10 protein-coding genes are annotated in these 14,328 nt (G+C 66.3%); 2 read left to right on the top strand and 8 right to left on the bottom strand.

Features of this window, described 5'->3' with window-relative positions; translation table 11 throughout:
• Positions 1-21: 21 nt before the first annotated feature.
• Together WI560_RS30955 and WI560_RS30950 are read right to left on the bottom strand one after the other, a co-directional pair.
• Entirely contained in the window at positions 22-2,469 is a 2,448-nt protein-coding gene (locus tag WI560_RS30955) for an adenylate/guanylate cyclase domain-containing protein (RefSeq protein WP_375306197.1), read from the bottom strand.
• A 171-nt stretch (positions 2,470-2,640) separates the two neighbouring features.
• The gene (locus tag WI560_RS30950) at positions 2,641-4,704 is read right to left on the bottom strand and encodes an AsmA family protein (RefSeq protein ID WP_375306196.1); all 2,064 of its coding nucleotides are present in this window, start codon (positions 4,702-4,704) and stop codon (positions 2,641-2,643) included.
• A 248-nt stretch (positions 4,705-4,952) separates the two neighbouring features.
• On the opposite strand from WI560_RS30950, the gene WI560_RS30945 reads away from it, so the two are divergent.
• A complete protein-coding gene (locus tag WI560_RS30945; RefSeq protein WP_028133182.1) occupies positions 4,953-5,627 on the top strand; it encodes a Crp/Fnr family transcriptional regulator in 675 nt (224 codons plus the stop codon).
• Between the two features lie 67 nt (positions 5,628-5,694).
• Here the strand turns inward: WI560_RS30945 and WI560_RS30940 are convergent, their stop codons facing one another.
• From WI560_RS30940 to WI560_RS30920, 5 genes are all read right to left on the bottom strand, one after another.
• Complete coding sequence (locus tag WI560_RS30940; protein ID WP_375308954.1) at positions 5,695-5,934, bottom strand: DUF433 domain-containing protein; 240 nt, start codon at positions 5,932-5,934, stop codon at positions 5,695-5,697.
• A 60-nt stretch (positions 5,935-5,994) separates the two neighbouring features.
• Entirely contained in the window at positions 5,995-9,144 is a 3,150-nt protein-coding gene (locus WI560_RS30935; protein ID WP_375306195.1) for an efflux RND transporter permease subunit, read from the bottom strand.
• Positions 9,144-10,076 carry an efflux RND transporter periplasmic adaptor subunit gene (locus tag WI560_RS30930; protein WP_375306194.1) on the bottom strand — a complete coding sequence of 311 codons (933 nt, stop codon included), beginning with the start codon at positions 10,074-10,076 and terminating at the stop codon, positions 9,144-9,146. Before WI560_RS30930 ends, WI560_RS30935 begins: the two co-directional genes overlap by 1 nt.
• Positions 10,077-10,234: 158 nt before the next feature.
• Complete coding sequence (locus tag WI560_RS30925; RefSeq protein ID WP_375306193.1) at positions 10,235-10,906, bottom strand: OmpA family protein; 672 nt, start codon at positions 10,904-10,906, stop codon at positions 10,235-10,237.
• 142 nt (positions 10,907-11,048) lie between these two features.
• The gene (locus WI560_RS30920; protein ID WP_375306192.1) at positions 11,049-12,593 is read right to left on the bottom strand and encodes a caspase family protein; all 1,545 of its coding nucleotides are present in this window, start codon (positions 12,591-12,593) and stop codon (positions 11,049-11,051) included.
• Positions 12,594-12,958: 365 nt separating this feature from the next.
• Here WI560_RS30920 and WI560_RS30915 point away from each other — a divergent pair, with 365 nt between their 5' ends.
• Positions 12,959-13,765: an N-acyl homoserine lactonase family protein gene (locus tag WI560_RS30915; protein ID WP_375306191.1), complete on the top strand. Its 807-nt coding sequence runs from the start codon at positions 12,959-12,961 to the stop codon at positions 13,763-13,765.
• 242 nt (positions 13,766-14,007) lie between these two features.
• Here WI560_RS30915 and WI560_RS30910 read toward each other — a convergent pair whose 3' ends face one another.
• Positions 14,008-14,238, bottom strand: coding sequence for a hypothetical protein (locus tag WI560_RS30910; protein ID WP_375306190.1), 231 nt, complete (start codon positions 14,236-14,238; stop codon positions 14,008-14,010).
• Positions 14,239-14,328 lie beyond the last annotated feature (90 nt).

The following is a 14,328-nucleotide window of genomic DNA, read 5'->3' as shown; positions in this document are numbered from 1 at the left end:
CGCTAGAGGCAGCCGACGAAGCTACCCCCGCATCCGCAGCGCCGATGCATCCACCACGTTCTCCGCCTCATCGTTCCAGCTCAGGATCTCCATCGCCAGCACGGGATGGTTAAAACCCTTGAGCTGGAGATCGTCGAGGGCGCGGGCTTCGACGAAAGGCTCGACCATGCCGTAGACGCGGCGGCTCACCACGATCTGGTTGGGCTTGGCTTCGCCGCACAGGCGCGAGGCGAGGTTGGTGACGCTGCCGATCGCAGCATATTCCAGCCGCTGCTCGAAGCCGACCTGGCCGAGCGTGGCGTAGCCGAGCGCGATGCCGATGCCGAAGCCGAGGCTGTGCCCGCGGTTGCGCCAGCGCTCTGTCAGGGGGCCGATCGTGTCGCGCATCTCGACCGCCATCTTCACGGCGCGTCTGGTGTGGTCCTCGAACTGGATCGGCGCGTTGAACAGGATCATGACGCCGTCGCCGGCATATTTGTCGAGCGTGCCCTCGTATTTGAAGATCAGCCCGCCGAGCGCGGCATGATATTCGCGCAGCACGTTCATCGCCTCTTCCGGCTCGGTCGCTTCGGTGAACGCGGTGAAGCCGCGCAAGTCGCAGAACACCACGGTGACCTCGCGGCGCTGGCTGGTGAGCAGCCCTTCCGGGCTGTCGGAGGAGGCGATCAGCTGCGCCACCTGCGGCGCCAGGAAGCGCTCGAGCTTGCGGATGCGCTCGATCTCGCCGAGCTGGGTCTTGACCCGCTCCTCCAGCGACTTGTTCCAGTCCTTGAGCTGCTCGGTCTGTATCCGCAGCTTGTCGGCCTGGGCGCGCACGGTCGCGTTCGCAGCCTCGAGCTCGCGGCCCTTGTGGTCGACCTCGGTGAACAGGCGCGCATTGCGCATCGCCAGCACCGCCTGGTTGGCGAAGGTGCGCATCAGGCCGATCAGGCTGGGCGCGAACTCGCCGCCGCGACGGCGCAGCACCACCAGCGAGCCGAGCGTGCCCTGCTGGTCGACCAGCGGCACCACCAGCACCGAATGGAAGCCGGCCGCGAGCGCGGCCTCGCGCAGCGGCTGCTCGGCGGCCTGGTCGAGATCGGCGAGCGCGATCGGCTCGCCGCTTCTGGCGGCATCGCTCAGGATGTTGTCGCCCTCGTCGATGGTGACATGCGCGCCGTCGGCCGATCTGTCGATGCCGCCGGCCTCGACCAGGGTGAAGCGGCGCCGCTCGGCGTCGAAGCCGTAGATCAGCACGGCATCGGCGTGGGTGATCTCGATCGCGCGCGCGGCGATGGTCGGCAGCACGGCGTCGAGATCGAGCGAGGCGGCGAGCGCGCGGCCGACCTCCTCCAGCACCTTCAGCTCGTTGATCGATTGCGCGAGATCGCGGGTGCGCTCCTCGACCTTGGTCTCCAGGTTCGAATAGGTCTCCTGGATCTGGTCGGCCATGCGGTTGAACTGGCTGGCGAGGTCCTCCAGCTCGTCCGAGGTATGGACGTCGATGCGGTGGCTGAAATCGCCTTCGCCGAGCTTGTGCGCGCCGTCGCGCAGCGCCGTGATCGGGATGATCATGCGGCGGGCGAGCAGCGTGCCGGCGAGGATCGCGACCATCAGGCCCATCCCGATCAAAAGCGCGATGCGCACCAGCTGGTCGCGGATCGGCATCAGGGCCTGCGTGGTCGGCTGCTCGAACAGCACGCTCCAGCCGAGCTTCGGCACGATGCTGGCGGCGCTCATCACCGCATGGCCGTTGAAGTCGGTGCCGGACGTCTCGGCGGCGTGACCGGGCGCGATCGCCGCCGCGACCTGCGGCAGCTTCGACAGGTCCTTGCCGACCTCGGGCCCCTTCGACGACGTCGCCAGCACGCGGCCGCGCGGATCGACCACATAGGCGAAGGCGGCCTTGCCGACCTGCGCATCGGACAGGAAGTCGGAGAGGAAGCCGAGGTCGATCTCGGCCACGGTGACGCCGGCATTGAAGCCGGAATGCGCCACCGAGATCGACATCATGGGCGTGCCGTCGGCGAACCAGGCCGGCGCGTAGCTGACGCCGCGGGCGACCGTCTCGGTGAAGCGGATGTCGCGGGAGAGGTCGGCGTTGCCGCCGGTCGTGGTCGACTGGCGCGAGACCCGCAGCACCTCGCGGCCCTCGCCGTTGAGCTGGAACAGCTGGTTGACGACCGAAACCTGGTGCAGCAGCGAGGCGTAGTCGGCGCGGCGCTTCTCGAGCGTGTCCTGGCTCGCCCGCGTCACCCAGCTGATCTGGCGGTCGAGTTCCGAGATCGATTGCTCGATGCGCCGGGCGGCGCTTTGCGCCTTGTCCTCCAGGCCGTCGGTGAGCTGGGTCCTGGTGGCGCGGTAGGAGATCCAGGTCTCCATCGCGCCGTTGACCGCGAGGACGAACACGACGAGGCCGACGAGGGAGACGACGTATTTGGCGAACAGGCCCTCGCGCAGAAACCGTGTCTTGTCGTTCGCTCCTGCCATCCCGATCCTCTCGCGCCGCCATCGACGCCGGCGCTACGGGCCGCAAGGCCCTTGCGGGGTCGTTCTATCACAATTTGGGCCAAAGGACCGCCGCGCGGCCCGGGGACGAGCCGGCGTGGTTACCCGCTGCGGACGCCGGGGCTGGTGGAAGGAGGGATGGTCGCAGTCCCATCAGCGGTTGAAGAGCTGCCGCAGCACGTCGTTCATTGGCTGACTGTCCTGCTGCGCGACCGGCGGGTCGTCCAGAGCAGGGGCTGCGGGCGAAGCCTGCGGCGCCGGCGTGGAGGGCGTGACCGGCACGCTGCGGCTGCGGCCACTGCCTGGCGCGGCGCCGGTGCTGCTTCCCGCGCCACCGGACAATCCCTGCTGGATCAAATTGCCGAGCGCCTCTCCCAGCGGGCCGCCGAGCAGATTGTTCTGCCCGGGCTGCTGGGCCTGCGGATTGGCGTTGCCGGCCGCATTGCCGCTGGGCGCAGTGGTGCCGCCGAGGCCGAGACCGCCCAGAATGTTGCCGAGCCCGGCGCCGTCAGGGCCGAACAGGCCCTTGCCCATCTCGCGCAGCTTGGCATAGGCGGCGTCCGGATTGTCCAGCATGCCGGCCATGTCAGGGTAGATCCGCGGCTGCGACCAGGAGCCCTGGATCATCACGGGAATGCCGAAGCCGACCGGTTCATTGGTGCGGCCCTGGCCTTCGGTGGTCATCACCAGCTTCGGCTCGACCCGAAAGCCCATCATCTTGGTGTCGAGCGCGATGGTGCCGGCGCCGGTGACGCGCACCAGCGGCCCGATCAGATTGAGATCGGTCGTCACCGCCTGCCCCTTGTCGATGCGGAACGAGGCCGAGAGCTGCGACAGGTCGGTGCTCTGCTCCTGACTGGGGCTCTGGCTGTCCTGCCAGCCCGACAGCGTGCCCGACGTCAGCGAGCGGATCATCTGCGCGACGTTGATGCCGCGGATGGCGCCGTCCTGGAAATTGACGAAGGCGGTGCCCTGCATGTTCGCCATCAGGGCGCGCTGGCTGGTGCCGGCGCTGCGCAGTGCGAGCTTGGCCTGCAGCTTGCCGTCGATGCGGTCGAACTCGGCAAGGCCCTGAAGCAGCGGCAGCGCGCGCACGCCGACGAGATCGGAATGCATGGCAAAGCTCGGCGCGCCCGTGGTCGCATCCAGGATCACCTCGCCCGAGACCTGGCCGCCATAGGCGCCGAGATTGGCGGTGCCGGCCTTCAGCACGCCGCCGGCGAGCTTGCCATCGAGCGCCAGCGGCGCGATGCGTGCATCGCCGATCACGGCCTCGTTCGCGGAAATCCTCACCTGCGCATCGACATAATTGAGCCCGGAGACGTCGATCGGCGCATTGCTCCAGGGCTGCCCGGACGCACCCTGCGGCGATTTGGCCAGCGGAATCGCCAGCCGCTGGAAGTCGAGATCGACCTTCACCAGCGGCTTGCTCGCGATGTCGACCGACGCCCAGCCGTTGAACGCGCCGTCGCCGAGCCGGCCATTGACGCCGTTGATCATCACGACGTCGCCGTTCATCCGCATCTCGGCGTGACCGGTGAGTTGCGACTTCAGCACGTCAGGCATGTCGATGGCGAAATCCACCGGGATGGTCGGGCGGTCGGTGGACGATGCCGGCGCAGTCGCCTTGATGTCGAACTTGGTCGGGTGGTCGCCGACGCGCGCGGTGCCGGTGACGTCGACCTTGCGGTCGCGGCCGACGATCGCCTCGGCGTTGATGGCGCTGATGCGGCCCTCGACGCGATCGCGCAGGCGGGAGAAGGCGACTTCGCCGTCGGTGACCTTGACGCGGTCAATCGACGCGCCGTCGAGCTTGAGCGCGGTCGCCTTCGAGGAGGATCCGGCATTCGGCAGGCGCTCGCGCAGCAGCGGCTGGTAGAGCACGGGACGGGTGACGATGAGCTCGCCGATCTCGGGACGGCCCGACCACAGGCTGGAGAGCGACATCTCGGCCTGCACGCTGTCGACCGTCAGGCGCGTGATGCCGCTGCGATCCCTGGGGTCGGCAAGCGTGAGGTCGTTCAGGGTGACGTTCAGCGCCGGCCACAGGCTGATCTTCGTGGTGCCGTCGATCGACAGCCGATAGCCGGTCGCACTCTCGACGCGCGAGGCGATCGTCGAGCTCAGGAAGCCCGATGGGATCCCGATCACCAGCAGGAGCACGATCACGATGATGACGGCGGCCAAAGCCGCGCCGGCGAATTTCACTACTCTCATCTCGACTTTCCAGCGACGGACAATCGGCGTCGAATCCCGCGGATGACCGTCCTTTGCACCCATCCTTTGCGCCTTGAGTTTATCCCCGGACGGGAAGCGGCTCCAAGCGCGTAAAAATAGTCAGGGGGTGCTGCAAAGTTATGTGACTTATGACACACTTCTCCAGCGCGGTTTTACGCGATCCTGATGGTGATGGTTTCAAGCACTTTGCCGAGACAACGCACCGGAACGTTCACAAGGACATTGAAATGAGCAAGCAGGCCGAATTTGCGGTCATTCTGAAGATGAACGCGATGTTCGCGGATCTCGGTGCAGACGAGCTCCAGCGGCTGTCCAACCTCTGCCACACCCAGCATCTGGGCAATGGCGAGGTGCTGTTCCAGAAGGGGGACCCCGGGGACGCGCTGTTCGGCGTGCGCCGTGGCCAGGTCCGGATCGAGACCGGCGCCGCCGACGGCAGCCGGCTGACGCTGAATTTCATGGGACCGGGCGACCTGTTCGGCGAGGTTGCGGTGCTGGACGGCCAGAATCGCACCGCGGATGCGACCGCGGGCGAGGCCAGCGAATTGTTCGTGCTGCGGCGCGAAGATTTTCTCAGCTTCCTCGAACGGGAGCCGAAGGTCGCGATCAAGATCATCGCGCTGCTGTGCCAGCGCATCCGCTGGCAAAGCGAGCGCATGGAGGAATCCATGCTGCAGCCGCTGCCGGTGCGCCTGGCGCGACGGCTTTGCGCGCTCGCCGCCGATTTCGGCTCCGAGGTTCACATCTCGCAGGAGCAGCTCGGCGTCTTCGTCGGCGCCGCCCGCGAAAGCGTCAACCGTCAGTTGCAGGCCTGGCGCAAGGAGGCGATCCTCGATCTGCAGCGCGGTCGGATATTGCTGCGGAACATGACCAAGCTGACGGCGATCGCGCGCAACGAGTGAGGTCAGCCGATCGGGAGTTTGCGGCGGCGGACGCGATCCCGATCAATGGCGATGTCGACGAGGACCTTCACTTAGCAGGGACGGTGAGACGCAGCTCGACGGCCTCGTCCTCAGCGAGGAAGGCCGCGTAGCGCAATGCTTCGTCAATGTCTTCACGTTGGAGATACGGGTAGTCGTTCAGAACGGATTCCCGGGTCTCGCCGGCGGCCAGCAGGCCGAGCAGCCGCGCCACTGGAAACCGCAATCCGCGAATACAGGGTTTGCCGGTGCAGACCGCGGGGTCGATCGTAATGCGCGTGAACGTCATAGCCACGACATAGCGCCAGCGGCCGCCTTTCGCCAGCGCACGACCGCGGCCTTTCGAACCCTACTCCGCCGCGGGGTGCACGATATTCCTCGGCACTGGCCCCGCTTCCGCCGGCGTTGCCCCGTGATGGCCGTCCGTCTCGGCGTCGTCGCTGTGCACGATCAGCCGCTTGGCGAAGCGCCAGATCAGCGCGCCGAAATCGTCCATCACCATGAACATCGCGGGCACGAACACCAGCGACAGGATGGTCGAGAAGATCAGGCCGCCGATCACCGCGAGCGCCATCGGCGAGCGGAACTCGCCGCCGGCACCGACCGCGAGCGCGCTCGGCATCATGCCTGCGGCCATCGCGATCGTGGTCATCACGATCGGCCGGGCGCGTTTCATGCCGGCGTCGATCATGGCCTCCTCGCGCGGCTTGCCGGCGTGAATGGCTTCGATCGCGAACTCCACCAGCATGATCGCGTTCTTGGTGACGATGCCCATCAGCATCAGGATGCCGATCCACACCGGCGTGGTGAGCTGCTTGCCGGTGAGGAGCAGCGCGGCGATGGCGCCGCCGATCGAGAGCGGCAGCGAGAACAGGATGGTGATCGGCTGCAGGAAGGTGCCGAACAGCAGCACCAGCACGGCATAGACCATCATCAGGCCGGCCGTGATCGCGGTGGCAAAGCCCTCGGACAATTCGTTCAAGCTCTCGGCGTCGCCGGAGGGCGAGACCTTCACGCCCTTCGGCAGGGTCTTCATGACCGGCAGGTCGTAGATCTTCTTGGTGGCATCGCCGAGCGCGGCGGAGCCGACGAGGTCGGCGGCGACGGTGGCCTGGCGCTCGCGGTCGTAGCGGTTGATGCTGGTCGGACCCTGGTCGAGCTTGACGTCGGCGATGACCGCGAGCGGCACGCCGCCCTTCTCGCCTCGCTCGCCGAGCGGCACGCGCAACTGTTCGAGCGTCTTCAGATTGCTGCGCGCGGTATCCTCGAGCTGCACCCGGATCGGTACCAGGCGATCGCCGACGTCGAATTTGGCGAGCGCAGGGCCGACGTCGCCGATGGTGGCCACACGGATGGTCTGCGACAGGCTTTCGGTGGACACGCCGAGCCGTGCGGCGAGATCGGCGCGCGGCTCGATGCGCAGCTCGGGACGCTCCAGCGAGGTCTCCGAGATCACATTGGCGATGGTGGGAATGCGTTTCATCTGCGTCGCAAGCTCGCTCGCGACGTTGTTGACGATGTTGGGATCGACACCGGTCACCACCAGCGAGATAGCGCGCAAGCCGTTCTCGTCCAGGAACCAGAATCGGATGTCGGGAACGTTCTCCAGCTCCTGGCTGATCGAGAACTCGAGCTCGCGCTGGGTGATGTCGCGGCTGCCCTTGGGCGTGTAGTTGATGATCAGGGCGGCGCGCCGCACTTCCTGCGTCCCCGGCGGGACGCGTCCGCCGTCGACGAAGATGCTCTTGACCTCGGGCCGCTTGCGCAGGCGCGCGACGATGTCCTCGGTGACCTTCTCGGTGTAGGCGAGCTGGGTGCCGGGCGGCAGCTCGAGAGCCAGCAGCGAGCGGGCGCTGTCCTGCGCCGGCAGGAAGCCCTGCGGCAGCAGCGTGATGCTCCAGATCGAGGCGGCGAAGACGCCGAAGCCGATCAGCACCGTGATGAAATAGTGCTTCACCGACCACGCCACGATCCGGTGATAGGACCGCAGGATGCGCCCCGGCGGCGGCTCCTCGTGCTTGCCATGCTTGAGGAAGTACGCAGCCAGCACCGGCGTGACGAAACGCGCGGCGAGCAGCGAGAAGAACACCTGCACCGAGACGGTGATGCCGAACTGCTTGAAGAACTGTCCGGCGATGCCCGACATGAAGCTTGCGGGTGCGAAGATCGCGATGATGGTCAGCGAGATCGCGATCACCGCGAGGCCGATCTCGTCGGCGGCCTCGAGCGCGGCGCGATAGGGCGATTTGCCCATGTTCATGTGCCGAACGATGTTCTCGATCTCGACGATGGCGTCGTCGACCAGGATACCCGTCGACAGCGTGATGGCGAGGAAGCTGACGAGGTTGAGCGAGAAGCCGAGCAGGTCCATCGCCCAGAACGCCGGGAAGATCGACAGCGGCAACGAGATCGCGGCAATGATGGTGGCGCGCAGGTCGCGCAGGAACAGCAGCACGATGATGACGGCGAGGATGGCGCCCTCGAACAGGGTCGAAATCGCCGCGTGGTAATTGCCGTTGGTGTACTCGACCGAGGTGTCGATCACCTTGAGGTCGACGTCGGGATAGGCGGCCTTGAGCGCGTCGATGCGCTTCTGAACGGCCTCGGCCACCTTCACGTCGCTGGCGCCCTTGGAACGCTTGATGCCGAGCGCGACGATCGGCTCGCCGTTGAAGCGGGCGAAGGTGCGGCGATCGGCGATGGTGTCGGTGACGGTGCCGAGATCGTCGAGCCGGACCTCGCCGCCGCCGAACAGCGGAATCATGGTGCCGGCAAGGTCACCGAGCGTCTTGGCGCCCGCGAGCGTGCGGATCGCCTGGTCGTTCTTGCCGATCTCGGCGCGGCCGCCGGCAACGTCGACATTGGTGCCGCGCAGGCTCTGGCTGACATTGACGGCGGTCAGGCCCATGGCCTGCAGGCGGTCCGGGTCGAGCGAGACCAGGATCTCGCGCTCGACGCCGCCGATGCGTTCGACCTGGGCAACGCCGCGGACGCCCTGCAGCGCGCGTTTGACCACGTCGTCGACGAAATAGGAGAGCTGCTCCGGCGTCTTGCCGGGCGAGATCGCGGCATAGGTCACGATCGGCAGGCCGATGACGTCGACGCGCTGGATCAGCGGCTCGGTGACGTTCTGCGGCAGGTTGGAGCGCACCCGCGTCACCGCGTCCTTGACGTCGTTGAGGGCGCGGTCGGTGTTGGTCTCCAGTGCGAACTGGATCGTGGTGACCGACACGCCGTCGGTGATCGAGGAGGTGATGTGCCGTACGCCCTCGACGCCGGAGACGGCGTCTTCGACGGTCTTGGTGACCTGGGATTCGAGCTCGGCGGGTGCCGCGCCGAACTGCGAGACCACGACCGAGATCACGGGAATGTCGGCCGACGGCAGCCGCGTCACTGCGAGCTTGGTGAAGGAGACCCAGCCGAGGATCAGCAGGATGATCGAGAAGACGACCGACGGCAGCGGATTGCGGATCGACCATGCCGAGATATTGAGAGCCATCAGCGTACCCGCGTGCGATCGAGTTCATCGGCGAACATGGTCTTGATCTGGTCGCCGTCATGGAGCGAAGAGCCGGCATCGGCGACGACGATCTCGCCGACCTGGAGCCCTTCCAGGATTTCCGTGGCACTGTCGGACGACAGCCCGACCCGTACCTTGCGCGTCTCGATGGTGTTGCCGCCCTTGACGACCTGAATGGTGAGATGGTCGATCGCGGTCTTGGGAATCGAGACGCCGCAGCTTCGCTTGGCGTCGATCGAGGCGCGCGCGAACACGCCGACCTTCAGCGAGGGATTGTTGGTGACGCTGATGCGGACGCGGCCGAGCTGCGTGGCGCGGTCGATCTCGGGCGCGACCAGCCGGACCCGGCCGATCAGATCGGGCGCGTCGTCGCGGCTGATGCGCACGGTGGCGCCGGCGTTGAGCTTGGGCATGTGCACCGCCGGGACCTGAGCATCGAGCTCGATCTCGTTGTTGACGGCGATGCGGAACATCGGACCGGCCTGCGGCGAGGCCGGCGCGCCGACGATGGTGCGGACCTCGGTGATGAGGCCCGGTGCCGGCGCCTTCAGCGAGATCGGGCCTTGCGGGCCCGGTCGCTGCGGCTGGCCCGGGATCTGCGGCGGCGCAGTCAGGCGCGCCAGCTCCTGGTTGTCGGCGACGATCGCGCCCTCGGTGACCAGGAGGTCGGTGACCCTGGAGCCTTCCTGGTCGGCGATCACAACGGCCTCGCGGCGCGGCACGAAGAAGCCGGTGACCCGCACCAGGTCGGAGAAGCAGGCATTGGTCGACTTCGTCACGATGACGAGCGCGTCGCTTTGCGTCTCCTTCGGCTCGGGGCGCTTGCGATGCTCGAACAGATAATAGCCGATGCCGAGTGCCGCGACGAACACCACGGTTCCGGCAGGCTTGAGGTATTCGGAGAGCTTCATCGCCGGATCATCCTGGCCTGGCACACGGCCGTCCGCGCGAGGCCCATCGAGAACGTTTCCCTGAAACGAAGCGGCGTCCCGCAAGGCTGCGGGACGCGCTCTGGAAGCGAGACTTTACACCACATCACGACCGGTCACTTCAAAGGATTGCGTCGTGCTTACTTCGATGCGGTGGTCTTGTTTTCCATGTTGACGACCTGCACGCGGCGGTTGACCTCCGCCATCGGCTGGCCCGGATCCTTCAGCTTGCTCTTGCCGTAGCCGACGGTGACGAGGTCGGTCGCGGAGATGCTGTACTTGTCGACGAGGTAGCGCTTGATCGCGTCCGCGCGACGCTCCGACAGGTCCTGATTGTAGGCTTCGCCGCCGGCAGCGTCGGTATGACCGGCAACCACGAAGGTGGAGCCTTTCAGGTCGGGGCTGGTCAGCGCGCGACCGAGCGCCTGCACGGAAGGCATCGACTTGGCGCTGATATTGGCGGAGTTGTAGTCGAACGTGATTTCGAGATCGATGTTCGGCTTGTCCTTGGCGACCGACGCGATCTCCTCGCGCTCGGTCGACGACAGCGAGCGCGTCGAGCGGCCGCGCACCGACTGGATCAGCTTGGTTTCCGCCGCGTTCGGCGCGGGATTGGCCGGCGGGGCGATCGAGAGGCCGCGGGTCAGGGGCTTCTTCGGCGCCGGTGCCAGCGCGCGGACGATGTCGTCCTCGGTGACGTTCTTGCTGTTGCCGTCATCGCCGGCGAATGCGGGCGCAGCCGGCAGCGACAGGGCGGCGCCAAGAGCGATGATGGACAGGATCGCGGTAAGTCCTTTTGCAGCCGATTTCATAGCCAGTCCCTCCTGTGCAGCCAGCTCGCGCTGTTCGAAATTCCTGCAATGAGCCCCCCGGGGGCGCCTGCGGCATCCGTTCGTTAGTCTTGCCTGGGCCCCCCAGGGTTCGAGGCGCCGCCGGCCTCGGCTCAAAAAAATACTAGCGCACTCCGTAGCTTGCAAATTCCTGAACGATGTTCGGATCCATCGCTTTGGCATTGGCGATATCGAGCGCCCCTTCCTGGGCGGAGCCGTTGCGCTGCTTGGCGAGGCCGCGTCCGTAGAGCGAGGAGGTCAGGCGCGGGTTGATCTTCAGGGCCGCGTCGAAATCGGCGATGGCGTTCTTGACCGCGCCCGACTTGAGATTGACGAGCCCCCGGCTGTCCAGCGCATCGACGAAATTCGGCCGCAGCCGCAGCGCCTCGTTGCAATCCTTCAAGGCGCCCTGGAGGTCGCCGACCACGGTGCGGGTCCAGCAACGATTGTTCAGCGCCTCGACGTCCTTCGAATTGATCCGAAGCGTATCGTCAAAATCCTTGATGGCGAGGTTGTAGGCGCCCTTGCTGGCGTAGACCTGACCGCGTCGGTACAGCGCGTTCACGTCATCAGGATTGGCGGCAATCTTGGAGGTGAGACTCTTGATCGTGGGATCGTCGGCCAGGACCGCGGCACTCGGCCCGCTGCCCGCGCTCGGCGCCGGATCGATCGGCGTCACCGGCGGTGGCGGTGGCGGCGGGGGAAGGGCCGCCTCGACCTGCGGCTTCGGCGTGGGAGCCGGCGCGGGTGCGAGCGCAGGCGGAGAAGCAGGCGCGGGCGCTGCGGCAATGTCGGCCGGCTTCGGCGGCGGAGGCGATGTCGGCGGCGCGGGCGGCGTCGGCGGCGGGTTGTTGACGGCGACCGGCGGCGGCGCGGGCGGCGCAGGCGAGGCGCCAGGTGCCGGACGCGATCCGCCGGCTGTCGGGCTGAACGAGAAATCCTCGGCCAATGAAGAGGATATCCACGGCACCTGCTCGCCGCGCGAAGCCCTTGTGACGCCCATCTTGGTGCGGTTCAGCGTCTCTTCGGCCATCAGGTCGGGGACGCGGATTTCCTTCAGGAGCTCCTGGACAAACAGGCTGTGATCGCCGCCGGCGTCGGAGACCACCGAGGCCAGCGCCGCCGAGTACATCACCAGCGTGCCGTTCGGCGCGATGACCGGGGTCAGGCCGGCCGAGAAGCTGCGGAACCGGCGTTCGAACGGATTGCGCCGGGAGGCGTCGATCAGTGCGATCTTGACGCCGGCGCCGCGGGTGTTGAGCTCGCCGAGGACGGTCTCGAGGCTGAAACCGTCGCGGCGCACGTCGGATTCCGTCCAGATCTGCGCATCGACCGGCAGCATGTAGCTCTGGCGCGCCGACTGGATGCCGAAGCCGCTGAAGAACACCAGCGCCACCGATCCTGGCTTGATCTTGCTGTAGAGCTTGTCGAAGGCGCGGCGCATGCCGTCGCCGGTCAGATTCTCGCCGATATCGACCGCAAAGCCGTCGCGCCTGAGCTCGTCGGCGACGTTGCGCGCGTCATTGATCGGTTCCCTCAGCGGAGCATCCGCGTCCGGATATTTGGCATTGCCGATGACCAGCGCAAAACGCTCACCGGCCGCAAGCGAGGGCGCAGTCGGGACGAGCGAGATGAGCAAGGACAGAAGAAAAAAGAAGCGAATTTTCATAATCAGCGCGGTCCAGCCAAAAAGGCGCCGTTCCCAGCTTGCGCCGCGGCGACCTTAACTTACGCTTCATTCATTATCAAACCGGGGGCGGGGGGCGTCAACCGCTTGGAGATTCGGCGTTATCGCGACGATTGACCGCAACGCCCGGGTGCGCCGCAAGGGAAATAAATAGGGTGTCATGGCTGTCCTCGTCGGGATCGGGCTCGATCCTGTCGGCATGGTAGGGCAAGCCCGCCGCCGAAAACGTGATGGGTCTCACATTGAAGGCCCGCCTCGGTCGTGCCGCGCGCGGTTTGACCTTTGCCGCGGACAATGGCTTGCTGCGCTGGATCGTCCCCTAAGACCCACTCAGAAAAGCAAGAACCATGGGAAACGCCTACGAGATCTACGCCCTGCGCTATGCGACGATGTCGCCGCGCACCCCCAGCATGAACTTCCTGGCGCCCGATCCGCATGACAGCGCGGCGCAGGATCTCGACTATTTTGTCTGGCTGATCCGCGGCGGCGGCCGCGACATCCTCGTCGACACCGGCTTCAATGCCGAGGAGGCGAGCGCGCGGGCGCGCAAGCTGACGCTCAACCCGGTCGATGCGCTGGAGCGCTTCGGCGTCGCGGCATCAAGCATCCGCGACGTCATCGTGACCCATCTGCACTACGACCATGCCGGCAATCTCGACCGTTTCCCCAAGGCGCGCTTCCATTTGCAGGAGCGCGAGATGGCCTACGCGACCGGCCGCTGCATGTGCAACGGCCTGCTGCGCCATCCGTTCTCGGTCGAGCACGTCACGCAGATGGTGCGCCATGTCTATGGCGAGCGCGTCACGTTTCATTCGGGTGACGGCGAGGTCGCGCCCGGAATCACCGTGCATCGTGTCGGCGGCCATTCCGACGGCTTGCAGGTGGTCAAGGTCGAAACCGCGCGCGGGCCGGTGGTGCTCGCTTCCGATGCCGCGCATTACTACGCCAATCTGCAGCGCAGGAGCCCGTTCCCGATCGTCTACAATGTCGGCGACATGGCGGTGGGCTGGGAGACGATCGAGCGCCTCGCCGGCCACCCTGACCGGTTCATTCCCGGTCACGACCCGATCGTGACGGAAATCTATCCGCGTGCCAGCGACAAGGTCGACGCCTTCGCGCTGCACCTGCCGCCGTCGCGGTCGTTTGCGAAATAGCATGGCGTCAGTGTCTCGCGCCCTCGCACGCGTCTCGAAGGATGAAGGCCGAGATGCAGCAGCCTTCATGGTTCTCGCGGCGATGCGAGGCATCGACCGCGAGACGGCGCTTACGCACCTCCGCGATCGACTTGGGTTCGTGCTCATAGATCCTGGATGCCGGCTTTCGAGGGGCGAGCGGACTCGCAGCGCTACCCGCGGGACGTCGCCTTGTGACCCCAAGCGGACATCGCGCCTGCGCATTACGGATGGCCGTGGCGCTCGCCAACCACCGCAAGCACACCATCGATGAATGCTTGGCATTCAGCGTGAGTCTTAAAAGTCCCCTTGTACTTTCCAAATAAGAAGACGGTTCGGCCCTGCCCCTTTCCGAATAGGTACTGGCCAACGGGCCGGCCGCGCTCGTCTTTGAGTTCATGGCTGACAATGGTTTGCACGGTCTTGAGGTCCGTATCGGGCAGGTTGACCTTCAAGTCAGTTTCCGGCTCTCTAACTGGTTCAGCTTCTTAGCGAGTAGCGTGGGGCCACTGCTCATATTGCGGGCAGCTGTGGCGTACAGGTGA

This window comes from Bradyrhizobium sp. A11, assembly GCF_042077125.1.
GTDB classification, from domain to species: domain Bacteria; phylum Pseudomonadota; class Alphaproteobacteria; order Rhizobiales; family Xanthobacteraceae; genus Bradyrhizobium; species Bradyrhizobium japonicum_B.
This window is presented reverse-complemented; position numbering and strand designations above follow the sequence as displayed.